A 15,991-nucleotide genomic window follows, 5' to 3' on the forward strand; every position below is an offset into this window, starting at 1 on the left:
TTCATTCAAGCGGAATGCGCGGCGGATTGCACCGCAGTTGCGGCGTAAGCTACCGCGATTGCGGTGATCGCATCAGGATGCGTCGATACTCCGATTCGCTGCCGCGAATCTTTCTTCCAGCGTCCTTTGCGAAATACCCGGCGTCGATGGAAACGCAGAGAGTAACGCCTGTATGACAGCAGCCTGGCTTTCATAGCGTGCGCCCGCGAGGTCTTGTACATGAGAAGGCGTCAACAGGCGCACCAGCCCCGCAATAATATTGAGATAGGTCGTTTCCGAGCGTTCACCCGGCGGAGCGCTTTTTAGTTGCGCGCTCATACGATCCACCATGCCTTTCAGCGAATTGCACTCGGCTTCGATGCGAGCCTTCTCTTCTCCGAGTTCCCGGATTCGTTCATTGGCTCGGATCAGCTTCTGCTCTTTCCCGTCGTGCGCGGCCTTGAGTGCCTGATACGCCTCCTGCGTGATGGCAGAGTGGATGCCACGTTCCACGTCATCGAACAGGAATGCGGGACGCTCACTAGGTGCAATGGACTTTGCCCACTCTTTCAGATGCTGGCCGTATACATGCCGACGTTCATAAGCGACATGCTCACCGTTTACAGGGCGGCCATCTTCCCGGCATGAAAGCAACTCTCCGCCGTCAATCGCGGCGTGAATGGCGCGAATGCGGGGCTCCAGACACTTCAGGTACGGATGCCGCAAAGTGGCGCGGGCAAGAGCATTTCCCTGTCCAACGGGGATCGCACGCCGCAACTCTTCATCGACTTCATCGGGCGAGACACCACACCACAATGCCGCAGCAACCGCGACCGGATATACAGAAAAACATGCTTGCACCGTCGCACACGAATCATTTTCCCAAGCTTTCATCGCGCCTTCCTCCACGTACAACCTGTAGTAGTCTGCGATGACGCACGCTCGCCGGAACCTCCCGGACGGCTCGTCAATGTCGCCGCCGACTACCGGGGGAAGCCTCGCCTGTAGTCCTTCTAAATGATTCTAGCGCGTCGCCTTTTTCCTGAACATTCCGGCACGTTGGCAGAGCGCAAACGAAGGGGCGGCTGACTCCACAAGAGCGTGCTCGCTGATGGGCCAATTGATGGGCTAAAAAAACAAAAACCCAGTAAGTCGTTGAGCTTACTGGGTTTTGTTATCCATCTTGGCGGAGGGTGTGGGATTCGAACCCACGAAGGCCGTAAAGCCTTGCCGGTTTTCAAGACCGGTGCATTCAACCGCTCTGCCAACCCTCCGAGCCCGAAATTGTAACCTGAAACGCTTCCCTCCCAAACAACAAACCATCCCGCCGATCACGAATCCTTCAAAAACAGCCCCTGGAGATCGTTGAGGAATGCCTGGCCCAGTGGCGTCGGCGCGATCTTCTCGAAGTCGCGTGTGATCAGTCCGCGGCGCTCGGCTTCCTGCAAGGCCGGCTCGATCGACGTCATCGGCAAACCCGTACGTTCGATGAACCGATGGACAGGAAACCCCTCCACCAGCCGCAGCGCGTTCAGCATGAACTCGAAAGGCAGATCGCGCGCGCCGACTTCATGCTCTTCCTGCACGGCATTGCCCGAACGCGCTTCGTCAATGAACGTCGCGGGATGCTTGTAGCGCATCTGCCGCAAGATGCGGTTCGGAAACGACAGCTTCGTATGCGCGCCCGCGCCGATGCCGAGATAGTCGCCGAAGCGCCAGTAGTTCAGATTGTGCTTGCTCTGCCGATGCGGCTTCGCATACGCCGACACCTCATAGCGCTCGTAGCCCGCTTCGCGCGTGCGTTCGTGAATCCAGTCCTGCATGTCGGCGGACGAATCGTCGTCGGGCAGCGGCGGCGGAAACTTCGCGAACAGCGTGTTCGGCTCCAGCGTCAGGTGATACAGCGACAGATGCGGCGGCGCGTACGAGAGCGCCGTTTCGATATCCGCCTGACATTCGGCCAGCGTCTGCTTCGGCAGCGCGAACATCAGATCGAGGTTGAAGTTGTCGAACGTGTTCGCAGCGACGTCGACGGCATGGCGCGCTTGCGTCGAATCGTGAATGCGGCCCAGCGCCTTCAGATGCGTTTCGTTGAAACTCTGGATGCCGACCGACAGCCGGTTCACGCCGCTCGCGCGAAACTGCGCGAACTTGTCGGCTTCGAACGTGCCGGGATTCGCTTCGAGCGTGATCTCGGCGTCGGCATCGAGCGGCAGCAGCGCGCGCACGTCCGACAGCAGCCGGTCCAGTCCTTTCGCCGACATCAGGCTCGGCGTGCCGCCGCCGATGAACACGGTATGCACCTGCCGTCCCCAGACAAGCGGCAGCGCCTGTTCGAGATCGCTGCGCAACGCGTCGAGATAATCGTCTTCGGGGAACGCGCCGCCTTTCGATACATGCGAGTTGAAGTCGCAATACGGACACTTGCGCACGCACCACGGAAAGTGCACATAAAGCGCGAGCGGCGGCAGCGAAGTCAGCCGGATGCTGCCTGGCGATGAGAACGCCTTGACGACGTTGACGCCGACCGTCGATGCAGAACTCACGCTTCCTCCTTCAACCGGCCGAACAGTTGCTGCAGAGCAAGCGCGCGATGACTGGTCGCATTCTTCACGGCCGGTTCGAGTTCGGCAGCCGTGGCGTTCAGCGCGGGCAGGAAGAAGTACGGATCGTAGCCGAAGCCGTTCGCGCCGCGCGGCGCATCGAGAATCTCGCCGTGCCAGCGGCCTTCGGCGATCAGCGGCTCCGGGTCGTCGGCATGGCGCACCAGCGCGAGCACGCAGAAGTAATACGCGCGCCGGTCGCTCGTGTCTTTCAGTTGTTCGACGAGTCGCGCGTTGTTCGCGGCATCGCTTTTCTCGCCACCCGCAAGCTGCGCGTAACGCGCCGAATAGACGCCCGGCGCGCCGCGCAATGCGCGCACGCACAGGCCGGAATCGTCGGCGATCGCGGGAAGGCCCGTCAGTTTCGACGCATGACGCGCCTTCGTCAGCGCGTTCTCGACGAACGTCGGATGCGGCTCTTCCGCTTCCGGCACGTTGAGCGCGCCTTGCGGAATCAGCTCGATGCCCGCCGTGCCGAACAGCGCCGCGAATTCGCGCAGCTTGCCCGCGTTGTTCGACGCCAGCACGATCTTGCGCAGCGCATTGTCCTGGCGATCATTGACCCTGTCACTCACCCTTCAACTCCAGTGCTTCCTTCTGCATCGCGATCAGCGTCGCGATGCCGCTTTGCGCGAGATCGAGCAGCTTGTTCATCTCGTCGCGCGAGAACGGCACGCCTTCCGCCGTGCCCTGGATTTCGACGAAGCCGCCGTCGCCCGTCATCACGACGTTCATGTCGGTATCGCACTGCGAGTCTTCGTCGTAGTCGAGATCGAGCACGGGCACGCCGTCGTACACGCCGACCGAAATGGCTGCCACGTAGTCGGTGATCGGCGAGGTTTCGATGCGGCCTGTCGCGAGCAGCTTCGCAACGGCGTCGTGCGCGGCGACGAATGCGCCCGTGATGCTCGCCGTGCGCGTGCCGCCGTCGGCCTGGATCACGTCGCAGTCGATGTGCAGCGTGCGCGCGCCGAGCCGTTCGAGATCGAACACCGAACGCAGCGCGCGTCCGATCAGGCGCTGGATTTCCTGCGTCCGGCCCGTCTGCTTGCCGCGCGCGGCTTCGCGGTCGCTGCGCGTATGCGTCGCGCGCGGCAGCATGCCGTATTCGGCCGTGAGCCATCCCTGGCCGCGATCGCGCAGGAACGGCGGCACGCTTTCGGCGATGCTCGCCGTGCAGATCACCTTGGTGTCGCCGAATTCGACCAGCACGGAGCCTTCCGCGTGCTTCGTGTAATGGCGCGTGATGCGCACGTCGCGCAGCTGATCGGCGGCGCGGCCGCTGGGGCGTTTCGTGGTGTCGTTCATCGTCGGAATAGTGGGGGAGAGAGGCTGGAAGGAAACTGCAATTTTACCGCCGATCGCGCCGGCGCCGCCCGTATCGCGCAACGCCATTCGTCGCGGCAAACGCCGCGGATGTGGCGACACGCACGACACCGCCCGAAGCGCCGTTTGCCCGGGCTTACCCGTAGGCCACCTCCGGCGGGTCCGTCCGTCAAAAATGGGATAATGCGCGTTCCCCGCCTCGCGTCTCGTACACGCCGGGCGACTCGAATCCCTGGTCGTGCGATGCAGATTCGCGCGACCACAATCGCGAGACCTATCATGATCTACAGTATGACTGGCTATGCGAGCGCCACGCGCGAACTCGCAGCAGCATCGGGCAACGGCGGCGTCAGCGTGTCCGTCGAATTGCGCACGGTGAACTCGCGCTTTCTCGATCTCAACTTCCGGATGCCGGAAGACGTGCGCGTTTGCGAACCGACGCTGCGCGAAATGCTGATGAACAAGCTGTCGCGCGGCAAGGTCGATATCCGTATCAACCTGCAGCGCAGCGAGCAGTCGGCGAACGCAGGCGCGCTCAATCGCGACGCGCTCGAACAGCTCGCGGTGCTGGAGCGTTCCGTGCTGGAGGCATTCCCTGACGCGGGCCGTCTGCGCACGGGCGAAATCCTGCGCTGGCCCGGCGTGTTGGCGGAGAGCGGCGTGTCGCCGGAAGTCCTTCGCGATGCCGTGCTCGCGTGCGGCAAGCAGGCCATCACGGATCTGATCGACGTGCGCGGACGCGAAGGCGCGCAGCTCGCCACGATGCTGCTCAACAACGTCACCGAGATGGAAGCGATCGTGACGAAGATCACGCCGCTCGTGCCCGAGCTGATCGCGAAGCATCAGCAGAAGATCGTCGAGCGTCTGCAGGAAGCGCTCGGCATCGCCGCGCCGGATACGGCCGCGACGATCGTGTCGCGCGAAGAGATCGCCGAGCGCATCCGTCAGGAAGTGACGATGTACGGCATTCGCATCGACATCGCCGAAGAACTGTCGCGCCTCACCGCGCATCTGAACGAAACGCGCCACGTCATCCAGAAGGGCGGCAAGGTCGGCAAGCGTCTCGACTTCATGATGCAGGAACTGAACCGCGAAGCGAACACGCTCGGCTCGAAGGCAGCCGCGAAAGAACTCGCCGATTCGTCGATGACGCTGAAGCTGCTCATCGAACAGATGCGCGAACAAGTACAAAACCTGGAGTAATACGGGAGTCTCACCAGCATGACCGAAGCCAAATCCGAGCACAAACGCAATCCCTACGCCGGCGTCTATCCGGGCAACCTGTTCATGGTTGTCGCGCCGTCGGGCGCGGGCAAGTCGACACTCGTGAACGCGCTGCTCGCGAAAGATTCCGCGATCCGCCTGTCGATTTCGTACACGACGCGCCCGCCGCGTCCGAAGGAACAGGACGGCGAGCACTATCACTTCACGACCGTCGAAGACTTCCTGCAGCGTCACGATGACGGCGAGTTTCTCGAGAGCGCCGAAGTGCACGGCAACTACTACGCGACCTCGCGCGTGTGGATCGAGGAGCAGATGAAACGCGGCCATGACGTGCTGCTCGAAATCGACTGGCAGGGCGCGCAGCAGGTGAAGAAGCAGTTCCGCAATGCAGTGGAAATTTTCATCTTGCCGCCGTCGCTGGAAGCACTCGAAGAGCGCCTGAAAAAGCGCGGCCAGGACGAGCCGAATGTGATCACGCGACGTCTTCTCGCAGCGGGCAGCGAGATGGCGCACGCAGCGGAAGCGGAGTACGTCGTGATCAACGAGAACTTCGATCGCGCGCTCGCCGAACTGCAATGCCTCGTGTCGGCGACGCGCTCGCGCTTCGCTTCGCAATACGCGCGCCATACGGACCTCTTCATGCAGCTCGGCATTCACTTGCCGCACGCGTGATACGGGCGAGGTCGGAAGGACATAAGGTAGAATAACCAACATACAGAGAAGGAATTTTCAACATGGCCCGCATTACCGTCGAAGACTGTCTCAAACAGATCCCGAATCGTTTCGAACTGGCGCTTGCCGCGACTTATCGCGCTCGTCAGCTCGCTCAAGGCCACACGCCGAAAATCGAAAGCCGCGACAAGCCCACGGTGGTCGCGTTGCGTGAGATCGCGGCTGGCCAGGTCGGCGTCGAAATGCTGAAGAAGGTGCCCGTCTAAGGCACGCATACTTCAACGTTCGAACGTCATGTAACTCACCCCACGCGTGCAGACAGGCACCATCGCAACGGAGGCGACCATGAGCACCAACCCCTCGCCATCCGCCTCGGAAGTGGACCACGCTGCCCACGAACACGAAAGCGACTCGCCTTCGTCTGCACGCAAGTACATCGACGCGGTCCTCGAACAATCGTTTCGCCATCTGTTCGGACCCACCGCCACGCCGGAGCAGCCGCGCCGGCATGACGTCGTCTCCATCGCCAAGCTGACTGCTGCGCTCTCCGGCTACCTCAGCCCGGAAGAGATCAAGGAAGTCAAAGCCGCTTTCCACTTCAGCGACGAAGCCCACCTCGGGCAATACCGTCAAAGCGGCGAACCCTACATCACGCATCCTGTTGCCGTCGCGGAAACGTGCGCGGCGTGGAAGCTCGACGCGCAGTCGATCATGGCTGCGCTCCTGCACGACGTGATGGAAGACCAGGGCGTGACCAAGACCGAACTCGCCGAGCGTTTCGGCGCGAAGGTCGCGGAACTGGTCGACGGGTTGTCGAAACTGGACAAGATGGAGTTCCGCAGCCGCGAGGAAGCGCAGGCGGAAAACTTCCGCAAGATGCTGCTCGCGATGGCGCGCGACGTGCGCGTGATTCTCGTGAAGCTCGCGGACCGGCTTCACAACATGCGCACGCTCGGTGCAGTGCCGCCGGAAAAACGCCGTCGTGTGGCGCGTGAAACGCTGGATATTTACGCGCCCATCGCGCACCGTCTCGGCCTGAACAACACGTATCGCGAGTTGCAGGATCTGAGCTTCGCGAACTTCAATCCGCATCGTTACGCGACGCTCGAAAAGGCGGTGAAGGCGGCGCGCGGCAATCGGCGCGAAGTGGTCGGCAAGATTCTCGAATCGGTGCAGCGCGCCATTGGCGAGGCGAAGCTCGATGCCGAAGTGACGGGCCGCGAGAAAACCATCTTCAGCATCTACAAGAAGATGCGCGACAAGCAGCTGTCGTTCTCGCAGGTGCTCGACGTGTACGGCTTCCGCGTCGTGGTGGAAAGCGCGCTCGAATGCTATACCTGCCTCGGCGCGCTGCATGCGCTCTACAAGCCGGTGCCGGGCAAGTTCAAGGACTACATCGCGATTCCGAAGGTCAACGGCTATCAGTCGCTGCATACCACGCTGGTCGGTCCGTTCGGTGCGCCGATCGAGTTCCAGGTGCGCACGCGCAAGATGCACGAGATCGCGGAAGCGGGCGTCGCCGCGCACTGGCTTTACAAGAACGGCGGCGCGGATCTCAACGATGTGCAGAAGCGCGCGCATCAGTGGCTCAAGTCGTTGCTCGACATTCAAAGCGAAGTCGGCGATTCGAGCGAATTCCTCGAACACGTCAAGATCGATCTGTTCCCGGACGCCGTCTACGTGTTCACGCCGAAGTCGAAGATCATGGCGCTGCCGCGCGGCGCCACGGCGCTGGACTTCGCGTATTCGATCCACAGCGACCTGGGCAACCAGTGCGTCGCGGTGAAGATCAACAACGAATTGCTGCCGCTGCGCACCGAGCTGAAGAGCGGCGACATCGTCGAAGTGATCACGGCGCCGTATTCGAAGCCGAATCCCGCGTGGCTCGGCTTCGTGCGCACGGGCAAGGCGCGCACGGCTATCCGCCATTATCTGAAGACGATGCGTCTGAACGAGTCGGTGCAGCTCGGTGAACGGCTCGTCGATCAGTCGCTCAAGGGTTATGGGCTCGCGCTGTCCGATGTCACGCCGGAAGTGTGGGACAAACTCGTGCTGTGGACGGGCAACAAGAACCGTCAGGAAATTTTCGCGGATATCGGTCTCGGCCGGCGCGTCGCCGCGGTTATGGCCAAGCGTATCGAAGTGCTGATGAGCGGGCGCGAAGGTCACGAAGGCGACGACGATCATCCGCGCTCCGAACATCCGACGCCGAATGCGCCGCCCGTCGTCATCACGGGTACGGAAGGCATGTCGGTGCAACTGTCCGCGTGCTGCCGTCCGATTCCCGGCGACGACATCATGGGCTATATCGGCATCGGCCTCGGCATGGCGATCCACACTACCGACTGCCGCGTCGCGCAGCGCATTCACCGGCGCGATCCGGGCCGCTGGATCGACGTCGCGTGGGCGCCGCAGCCGGGCCGTCTGTTCGACGTCGCGATCAAGGTGCTGGTGAAGAACACCAAGGGCGTGTTCGCGCGCGTCGCGGCGGATATCACGTCCGCCGACGCAAACATCGTCCACATTGCGATGGACGAAGACCAGTCGCAGGAATCGACGGTGCTGCGCTTCGTTATTCAGGTCAGCGACCGCGTGCATCTCGCCAACGTGATGCGCCGCGTGCGGACCAATCTCGACGTAATGCGCATCGCGCGCGAACGGCCGAGCGAAGAAGGGCATCGTCATCACGACGGCGGCATGCGGATCGATCGCGAGCGCGCCGATTACTGAAATCGGAAGTTGAAAGGCGGGCGCGTGCCTTGCGTGCCTGTCCTTGCCTGTCTACAGGAACAACACGATGAACGTAGCTGATCTCTCCGGCCTCGCGCTCGACTACTGGGTCGCCCGCAGTCTGCACGACTTCGTACGCGAAATCCACTTTACCGATAGCGGCAGCGTCGTCTCGATACGCGGCAACGACCGCGGACGTCCGTGGGACGGACGCTTCACGCCTTCGGTGTCATGGGAAGCCGCGGCTGTCGTGCTGGAGCGCGCGCAGCGGCTCGAAGTGAGCGAGCGCACGCGCGACGGCGCAGCGCATTGCGTCGCGGACTTCGAGGGCGGTCACAAGACGGTATCCGCGCACGGCGAATCGCTACGTCTCGCGCTGTTGAGGGCGTTCGTGATCAGCCGGTTCGGCGATACCGTCGAGGAGGTGGTGCGCCAGCCTCAGTCGCTGTTCGGCACGCGGGCGACGCCGATCGGCGAACAGTCGGCTGTGGGCATCGAGAACGAGCTACCGAAGCCGGATGGCGAGATTGGTGATATCGGGTCGGCGCCGCGCTGAACTGATCTGCACGGGCGGAAGGCGTTGGCGCGGAAAAGCGAAGCCAGAAAGACAAAGGGCCTTCCGGTTGGAAGGCCCTTCATGGGTGGCGCGGCTGGCAGGATTCGAACCCACGACCCCTTGGTTCGTAGCCAAGTACTCTATCCAACTGAGCTACAGCCGCACGCTAAACTTGAACTTCGCTTGAACTGCTCGGGTAACGCATGATACTGCGCGTTCAGCCCGGTGAAACAAAAGGGCCTTCCCGGAGGAAGGCCCTCGAAAAAAGTGGCGCGGCTGGCAGGATTCGAACCCACGACCCCTTGGTTCGTAGCCAAGTACTCTATCCAACTGAGCTACAGCCGCACGCAGAAATGAGATTATAGCAAGGTCTCGGAAAAAGGGAAGGGGCAACCCCGAAATTTGTGACAACCGCCGTATCATGTAGGCTAGATATCTGGATGTCCGCTTCAACGCTGAACCATCATGAACAAAGCCTTTGTCAAAGAATCGACTGACGAGAACGACGACGATCTCGAAGCCGCTCAACCCGACGTGCCTGCTGGCGCGAAGAACTACATCACGCCGGCGGGCTACAGGCGGCTGCGCGACGAACTGCTGCATCTGATCGACGAAGCCCGGCCCGAAGTGGTGAAGCTGGTGTCGTGGGCGGCGTCGAACGGTGACCGCTCGGAGAATGGCGATTACATCTACGGCAAGCGGCGGCTGCGGGAGATCGACAGGCGCATCCGCTTTCTGACGAAGCGTATCGATCTGGCCGAGGTGGTGAACAGCAGCCGCCAGGAGAACACCGATCAGGTGTTCTTCGGCGCGACCGTCGAGTACGCGACGGAAGACGGCGAGACACATACGGTGAAGATCGTCGGTATCGACGAGGTGAATCTGGACGAAGGGCACGTCAGCTGGATTTCGCCGATCGCGCGGGCGCTTCTGAAGTCGAAGGTCGGCGATCAGGTGACGCTGCACACGCCGGCCGGCCCGCAGCCGATCGATGTGCTCGACGTGGTCTATCCGACGCGCGAAGAGGAAGAGGCGTAAGGCTCTTCCGAGCGCCTCCGAACGCCGTAGCCAGCGCGGCTCATTCGAACGCTGCCGCACGAACGAAAAAAAGGCGCCGCAAGCGGCGCCTTTTTCATGCTGCAAGTACTGCTGATGCTTAGAAGCGGTGACGCAGGCCAGCCGTCACAGCAACTTGCTTCTCGTTCGCCGAAGCGTTCAGGCCATTGATGTTGGCGTTGACGATCGAGTTTTCGCTGACTTGCTGGTATTCGCCCTGCAGGTACACGTCCGTACGCTTCGACAGCGCGTAGGCCGTTTGCAGGTTGAACTGGTTCCAGTGCGGACGCTCGCCGCCCAGGCTTGCACGCGTGTACGTGTACGAGCCAGCGACGCTGAGTGCCGGCGTCAGAGCGTAGCGTGCGTTCGCTTCGAAGTTCTGGAAGTGAGCGCTGTTGCCGCCGAAGCTGTTCTGCAGACCCTGGTTGCCCGATGCGCCCTGGTTGATACCAGCCATCTTCGACAGGTTCGTCTGCGAGTACACGAGGCCAGCCGTTGCCGGGCCGAACGTGTAGTTCGCGCCTGCGCCCCACGTCTGCTGGCGGCCAGCGAAGAACGTGTTGTCGCCGTTGACTGCGCCCGACGTGTTGAACGCTGCGTTCGTGCCCGTCGCGCCGTTGCTGTTCAGTTGCAGGTAAGCAGCAGCGACGTTGAAGCCTGCGAAGCTGTACGATGCGCCCGCGCTGTATGCACGGTTGTTCGAGAAGCCGTCAGCCTGGTTCGAGAAGCCGTACAACGCGCCGAACTTGAAGCCAGCGTAGTTCGCGCTCTGGTACTTGACCGAGTTGTTGACGCGGAACGAGTTGTTCAGGTTGTCGTTGTCGAACGGGTGGGCGAACTGCGTGCCGCCGTATTGCGTGCCCGTCAGCGACAGCGGACCGACGTAGTCGACCATGCTGTCATATTGACGGCCGAGGGTCACAGCGCCGAACTGGTCGCTTGCCAGACCAACGAACGCCTGACGGCCGAACAGACGGCTTTGCTGCTTGAGCGTGCCGTCGTTGATGCCGAAGCCGTTTTCCAACGTGAAGATTGCCTTCAGGCCGCCGCCGAGGTCTTCAGCGCCGCGCAGGCCGAAACGGCTGCCGTTCACCGAGCCGGACGTCATCTGGACGTTGCTGTGACCCTGGTTCGGGGCCGTAGCCTGGTTATTCGTGTAGGTGATGCCAGCATCGATCAGGCCGTACAGCGTGACGCTGCTTTGCGCATGCGCAGCCGTTGCGAAAACGCCCGAGAGGGCCGCGACCATGAGAGTCTTTTTCATCTTTGTAACTCCGAGAACAGGATGGGTTTTGGAAACCCAGGCTTGAAGGAAACTTCACGCGGTTGCTGCGAGAGGCAAATCGCGTGAACAACGCACGGTGACCGACGTGCGTTCGTTTCCGGGTAGGCAAAGTGTAGAGACGTGACCTGCCCGATGGCCGTTCCGAAATTAGCAATAAAGTATTACAGAATGGGAAATTATCGAGATGAGGCCTGAAAGCCTTATCGATAAAGGGTTTCCGGCCGATTGGCGGATATCAGCCTTATGTGTCAACCTTTGCGCGTTGTTCAATTACGACATGAAATGACGTGCGAAAACAACGCGAAAATCGCGGGTTAACGATTGTTGTCAGCTTTGCAATAGTAGATTGCGAGAGTCGACGCTAATCAAAACCGCCACCGGCGCTATACTGAAATCTCTGCTTTTCGAAGCAGACTTTTTCGTTGACGAAAAAGATCTCCAAACCTTTGTCGGCGCGACTTCGCAAGAGTCGCGCTTTTTTTTCGCCCGCTTACAGCTTTATAGCAATCGATTTATTGGTGCTTTCCATCCGCAACGGCGGGCGCGAATTCCAGCCCCGGCGTCAGGCTCCAATCTTCGATCACGTAATGGCGCGCGTCCATTGGGGATGACAGCAGGTTCTGCCAGTGGTCGCCATGCCACATCGGATCGAACTCCAGCGCCGACGCGCGCTGCGCAAGCGTGTCAGAGGCAGGGGCGGCGTTCGTGGGGCGGAACAGGTGGGCGGCGATGCGGCGAAGCGTGTCGAACAGCATGGCATTTCTCCAATTGCAAACTGCTGGCTGAAATCTTGCGTTTCAGAATGCACCTTAACAACTCGTGAAAACACTTACGAAACTCACGTTTTGTTACATTGCGGAAAAAGTTTCTCACCTCTGTTTGTTATAGCACCTCGAGTCGGCAATAGAGACCGGAATCAATTCGGCATCCGTTGATTAATAACCGACCCGGCGTTCGCTTTAATGAATGATTTGACGGGCGTCCAGGTTTCGATTTGAAACCCCTTGACGCGCGATTGTGCTTCCCCGTATAAATGCCGTGCTGGATTTTCGATGGCCGAAGCTTAATAGTGCGCGCTGCATATATTTCCGGTTTTCGGAGTCGTGGATCGTAATCGGCATTAATGGCATTGCCTGACTTATTCAAATTGAGGAAAGTGGAACATGGAAACCGGTATCGTCAAATGGTTCAACGATGCTAAAGGCTTCGGCTTCATCACGTCCGACACGGGTGGCGAGGATCTCTTCGCGCACTTCTCGGAGATCCGCTCGGAAGGGTTCAAGTCGCTGAAGGAGAACCAGCGCGTGTCGTTCGACGTGAAGGCTGGCCCGAAGGGTCGCCAGGCTGCGAACATTCAGCCGCTGTAATTCGCTGAAGAGCCGTCGGCTCCCAGGATAAACCCTCGCTTTGCGGGGGTTTTTTATTGCCTGCTCATCAGCGCTTTAACCGCTGGCGATCGTCCTGGTATAAACGGCTCGTCCGTAATCGTTTCCACTCAGCTTATTTTCGCGTTCGACGTATTAATCGGTGTAATCCCTGATTGATGGTTTATTTATGGCGATATGTCGAATAGGGAGATTGGCGCCTCGCCGATGATCGCGTGCCAATTCGTCTGAATTGAAATTGCGCACGCAAGCTTTGCCGCCGATAGGGCATACTTCTGCGAAGTCCTGCATCCTTCAGTTTTTCTCATGTCTGAACCGTTTCTGTCTGAGCCGGCCCTCGATGTGCCGATTGTTTTCGTCGACCTTGAAACCACGGGCGGTTCCGTCGGCGAGCACAGAATCACGGAAGTCGGCGTCGTTGAAGTGGGGCCGGACGGTGCGTCCAGCTGGACCACGCTCGTCGATCCCGGTCAGCCGATCCCACCGTTCATCCAGCAATTGACGGGCATCACCAACGAGATGGTGCGCGGCGCGCCCACGTTCGCCGCCATTGCCGCGGAACTGTTCGCGCGGCTCGACGGCAAGCTTTTCATCGCGCACAACGCGAGCTTCGACCGCGGCTTTCTGCGCAGCGAGTTCCAGCGCGCGGGCTTCGCCTTCAATCCCGATGTGCTGTGTACGGTGCGCCTGTCGCGCGCGCTATTTCCCGCCGAAAAGCGCCACGGCCTCGACGCGCTCGTCGAGCGTCACGCGCTCGTGCCTTCGGATCGCCACCGCGCACTCGCCGACGCCGATCTGATCTGGCAGTACTGGCAGCGTCTGCATGGCCTCGTGCCCGTCGACGTGCTGCGCTCGCAGATCGACAAGACGATGCGGCGTTTCCGGCTCGCGGGCGATATCACGGAAGATCTGATCGACACCGCGCCCGCAGGTTGCGGCGTGTATGCGTTCTACGGCGAGAGCGACGCGCCGCTCTACGTAGGACGCAGCGTGCGCGTGCGTCAGCGTTTGCGCTCGCACCTGACGGGCGAGCGACGTTCGTCGAAAGAGATGAAGCTCGCGCAGCAGGTGCGCCGCGTCGAATGGCGCGCGACGGGCGGCGAGATCGGCGCGCTGCTCGCCGAAGCGCAACTGATCGCCGCACTGCGCCCGCCGCACAACCGTGTGCCGCGCGTGAGCCGCGCCGATCCCGTCGATGCGCCATGGCCGTATGACGGCGCCATCGCGTTCGAGGAGCGGGATACAGCTGAAGGCGGACGTGTGTTCCACATCGTCGATCGCTGGCGCTATCTCGGACACGCGCCGTCGCTTGCCGAAGCCGCGACGCTGCTCGCGGCCAGCGTACCCGGCGCATTCGAACTCGCGACCTGGCGCATTCTCCAGTCGCATCTCGCGCGCGGCCTGCAGGTGCTGCCGCTCAGCCGCCCGGCCGCTCTGGCTTCGGACGCTGTCGTGCTGACGACAGCGCCAGCCGACGCCGCCTAACCCGTCGCCCCGACGCCGCCCGATTCGCACACATGCCCGAGCGCCCGCGTCAGCGCGGCGTTTCGGGTGTTGTCATAGCGGGTGAGCGATTTCCAGTTGTCGATGCCGCGCGCGACGCGCGTCGGGCAATCGTCCTGTGCGCGCAGCGTCTGCATGCGCGCCAGCCCGGCGATCAGCGATTGCGTCAGCTTGTCGAGTTGCGGCCTGAGACTCGTCGCCAGATCGGGCGCGGCGCCTTCGGGCGGTCGGGTCGTGCGCCATGTCTCGAACAGCGCGTTCTGCACGTCCTTGCTCGCATCGATCTGATCCTGGAAGAACGCGTGCGCGAACGCCGGGTCCACACCCGCGCGCGTGGCGCGCTTCTCGACGTCGGCGAGCAGCGCCTGTTCTCGCGGCGTATCGGTAATCGCCTGATGGTGCGCCCACTTGTAACGCGCGACGGGTTCGGCCAGCGCGAGCCGCTGGGAGACGAGTGCGATCAGATTCGTGAGCGCCGTGTCGTCGCCGTCGGCCCGAGCCGATGTGGGCGAGAAGGCGAGAGCGGAAGAAAGCAGAATCGCGCCAAGCGCGCCGACGAGTTTCGGACGGGTCATTGAGCGTGCTGCAGCATGCGGCTACATCGAAAGGGAAAGGCAGAAGGATAGACGAAGCGCGCGATTATGCGTCACGCATGCGCAACGTGCGCCTGAACGGCGAAGGACAAACGAAGAACAAACAGACGTTCAATTGAACGAACGAACGCGTACGCCCGCGACACGATGTCGCGTCGTCAGCGGCGCTCAGCAGAACGAAATCAGCGGCAAGCCGAGCAAAAACGCGGGCGCAGGACTACCCGGCGCTTCATCGAACGAAGCGCATAGACGCGCGTCGACACCACGCGCACGCGGCTGCGGCGCGAACCCCGATGCTTCAGAACGCACGTCGACCGTTACTTCGAGTCGCACGACTTGCGTTGTTCGTCAAAGAACGCGCGAACGTGCTCTGGCAGTTCCGCGCCCAGAAATTCAACGCCTGCCGGTTCCGGATCCGGGCTGAACACCTTGTCGGGGGTCGGAATCTTCGGCGGTTTGGTATCCATGATGGGTTCTCCTTTACGAATTCATTATCTTCCTCGGCTCGTGCAGCGCACCAGCGCTGCCGCACACAGCCGATGTTTTGGCGCGCTCTCTGTTGCTTTAACGGCACAGGCTCCCAGGGATTGAAGCGCCTTGTTTAGAATTTAACGATTGTCCATATTGCAGTACGTCTAAAGACTGTCTCGCGGCCGCTTGCTATACTGCGCGCGCTCACTTTCTCAAGTCGCGATGACACGTTCGACACGCTGGATCAGTCTCGTATGGCTGGCGCTGGTACTCAATGTACTGTCGCCCGTCATCGGCTATGCGCGTGCGCCGGGCAACGAAGGCCCGCTTTCCGTCGAACTCTGTCACGCGGCCGGCGCGCAAAACGTCGTCATCCATCTCGATGGTTCGAACGACAGCACGTCGAAGACGCACCTCGTCGTTCCCCACTGTGTCTACTGTCCCGGCTTCGCCGCCAACTTCGCACTTGGCGCCAGTGTCCCGTTCGTTGCGCCTCCCGTCCGTACGCTTGCCTACGCGCAAGCCATCGAACCGGAAGCCGTCTTTGTGCGCCGCAGCGTACGCGTCGCACAACCTCGCGCACCACCTGTCCCGTCGATCTGAAGCGC

18 protein-coding genes and 3 tRNA genes are annotated in these 15,991 nt (G+C 61.3%); 9 read left to right on the plus strand and 12 right to left on the minus strand.

Features of this window, described 5'->3' with window-relative positions; genetic code table 11:
• Nucleotides 1–72: 72 nt before the first annotated feature.
• The 5 genes from QEN71_RS03625 to rph all read right to left on the minus strand — a co-directional run bounded on the left by QEN71_RS03625 (nt 73) and on the right by rph (nt 3,890).
• On the minus strand, nt 73–873 hold the full coding sequence (locus QEN71_RS03625; RefSeq protein WP_201653010.1) for a hypothetical protein: 801 nt from the start codon (nt 871–873) through the stop codon (nt 73–75).
• 290 nt (nt 874–1,163) lie between these two features.
• Nucleotides 1,164–1,253: transfer RNA gene (locus QEN71_RS03630), tRNA-Ser, on the minus strand.
• A gap of 57 nt (nt 1,254–1,310) precedes the next feature.
• Nucleotides 1,311–2,525 carry a radical SAM family heme chaperone HemW gene (gene hemW, locus QEN71_RS03635; protein ID WP_201653013.1) on the minus strand — a complete coding sequence of 405 codons (1,215 nt, stop codon included), beginning with the start codon at nt 2,523–2,525 and terminating at the stop codon, nt 1,311–1,313.
• Nucleotides 2,522–3,157 (minus strand): RdgB/HAM1 family non-canonical purine NTP pyrophosphatase, encoded by a 636-nt coding sequence (rdgB, locus tag QEN71_RS03640; protein ID WP_201653016.1) that lies wholly within the window; start codon nt 3,155–3,157, stop codon nt 2,522–2,524. The genes hemW and rdgB overlap by 4 nt, the downstream gene beginning before the upstream one ends.
• Complete coding sequence (gene rph / locus QEN71_RS03645; protein WP_201653019.1) at nt 3,150–3,890, minus strand: ribonuclease PH; 741 nt, start codon at nt 3,888–3,890, stop codon at nt 3,150–3,152. Before rph ends, rdgB begins: the two co-directional genes overlap by 8 nt.
• Before the next feature lie 297 nt (nt 3,891–4,187).
• On the opposite strand from rph, the gene QEN71_RS03650 reads away from it, so the two are divergent.
• The 5 genes from QEN71_RS03650 to QEN71_RS03670 all read left to right on the plus strand — a co-directional run bounded on the left by QEN71_RS03650 (nt 4,188) and on the right by QEN71_RS03670 (nt 9,090).
• Entirely contained in the window at nt 4,188–5,111 is a 924-nt protein-coding gene (locus QEN71_RS03650; RefSeq protein WP_201653022.1) for a YicC/YloC family endoribonuclease, read from the plus strand.
• 18 nt (nt 5,112–5,129) lie between these two features.
• Complete coding sequence (gene gmk, locus QEN71_RS03655; RefSeq protein WP_201653024.1) at nt 5,130–5,804, plus strand: guanylate kinase; 675 nt, start codon at nt 5,130–5,132, stop codon at nt 5,802–5,804.
• Nucleotides 5,805–5,866: 62 nt separating this feature from the next.
• Entirely contained in the window at nt 5,867–6,070 is a 204-nt protein-coding gene (gene rpoZ, locus QEN71_RS03660; RefSeq protein ID WP_006025620.1) for a DNA-directed RNA polymerase subunit omega, read from the plus strand.
• A gap of 79 nt (nt 6,071–6,149) precedes the next feature.
• Nucleotides 6,150–8,534, plus strand: a complete 2,385-nt coding sequence (locus QEN71_RS03665) for a RelA/SpoT family protein (protein ID WP_201653027.1) — start codon at nt 6,150–6,152, stop codon at nt 8,532–8,534.
• A gap of 67 nt (nt 8,535–8,601) precedes the next feature.
• Nucleotides 8,602–9,090: a phage protein NinX family protein gene (locus tag QEN71_RS03670; RefSeq protein ID WP_201653030.1), complete on the plus strand. Its 489-nt coding sequence runs from the start codon at nt 8,602–8,604 to the stop codon at nt 9,088–9,090.
• Between the two features lie 86 nt (nt 9,091–9,176).
• On the opposite strand, the gene QEN71_RS03675 is transcribed toward QEN71_RS03670, so the two are convergent.
• Both QEN71_RS03675 and QEN71_RS03680 read right to left on the minus strand, forming a co-directional pair.
• Nucleotides 9,177–9,253: transfer RNA gene (locus QEN71_RS03675), tRNA-Arg, on the minus strand.
• Nucleotides 9,254–9,358: 105 nt separating this feature from the next.
• Nucleotides 9,359–9,435: transfer RNA gene (locus QEN71_RS03680), tRNA-Arg, on the minus strand.
• A 120-nt stretch (nt 9,436–9,555) separates the two neighbouring features.
• On the opposite strand from QEN71_RS03680, the gene greB reads away from it, so the two are divergent.
• Entirely contained in the window at nt 9,556–10,128 is a 573-nt protein-coding gene (greB, locus tag QEN71_RS03685; RefSeq protein ID WP_028369681.1) for a transcription elongation factor GreB, read from the plus strand.
• A gap of 118 nt (nt 10,129–10,246) precedes the next feature.
• Here greB and QEN71_RS03690 read toward each other — a convergent pair whose 3' ends face one another.
• Together QEN71_RS03690 and QEN71_RS03695 are read right to left on the minus strand one after the other, a co-directional pair.
• Nucleotides 10,247–11,410 carry a porin gene (locus tag QEN71_RS03690; protein ID WP_201653033.1) on the minus strand — a complete coding sequence of 388 codons (1,164 nt, stop codon included), beginning with the start codon at nt 11,408–11,410 and terminating at the stop codon, nt 10,247–10,249.
• Nucleotides 11,411–11,943: 533 nt separating this feature from the next.
• Entirely contained in the window at nt 11,944–12,186 is a 243-nt protein-coding gene (locus QEN71_RS03695) for a hypothetical protein (RefSeq protein WP_201653036.1), read from the minus strand.
• Between the two features lie 408 nt (nt 12,187–12,594).
• Between QEN71_RS03695 and QEN71_RS03700 the strand changes: the two genes are divergently transcribed.
• Entirely contained in the window at nt 12,595–12,798 is a 204-nt protein-coding gene (locus QEN71_RS03700; RefSeq protein WP_201653039.1) for a cold-shock protein, read from the plus strand.
• Nucleotides 12,799–13,122: 324 nt separating this feature from the next.
• Nucleotides 13,123–14,301: an exonuclease domain-containing protein gene (locus tag QEN71_RS03705; protein ID WP_201653042.1), complete on the plus strand. Its 1,179-nt coding sequence runs from the start codon at nt 13,123–13,125 to the stop codon at nt 14,299–14,301.
• Here QEN71_RS03705 and QEN71_RS03710 read toward each other — a convergent pair.
• The 3 genes from QEN71_RS03710 to QEN71_RS03720 form a co-directional block, all read right to left on the minus strand.
• Nucleotides 14,298–14,894 carry a chorismate mutase gene (locus QEN71_RS03710; RefSeq protein ID WP_201653045.1) on the minus strand — a complete coding sequence of 199 codons (597 nt, stop codon included), beginning with the start codon at nt 14,892–14,894 and terminating at the stop codon, nt 14,298–14,300. The two genes, QEN71_RS03705 and QEN71_RS03710, sit on opposite strands and share 4 nt — an antisense overlap.
• 186 nt (nt 14,895–15,080) lie before the next feature.
• Entirely contained in the window at nt 15,081–15,245 is a 165-nt protein-coding gene (locus QEN71_RS03715) for a hypothetical protein (RefSeq protein ID WP_201653048.1), read from the minus strand.
• Nucleotides 15,230–15,379, minus strand: coding sequence for a hypothetical protein (locus QEN71_RS03720; RefSeq protein ID WP_201653051.1), 150 nt, complete (start codon nt 15,377–15,379; stop codon nt 15,230–15,232). Before QEN71_RS03720 ends, QEN71_RS03715 begins: the two co-directional genes overlap by 16 nt.
• A gap of 226 nt (nt 15,380–15,605) precedes the next feature.
• On the opposite strand from QEN71_RS03720, the gene QEN71_RS03725 reads away from it, so the two are divergent.
• Nucleotides 15,606–15,986, plus strand: coding sequence for a DUF2946 domain-containing protein (locus tag QEN71_RS03725; protein ID WP_201653054.1), 381 nt, complete (start codon nt 15,606–15,608; stop codon nt 15,984–15,986).
• Nucleotides 15,987–15,991: the final 5 nt, after the last annotated feature.

It is taken from the genome of Paraburkholderia sabiae (assembly GCF_030412785.1).
Taxonomy (GTDB): Bacteria; Pseudomonadota; Gammaproteobacteria; order Burkholderiales; family Burkholderiaceae; genus Paraburkholderia; species Paraburkholderia sabiae.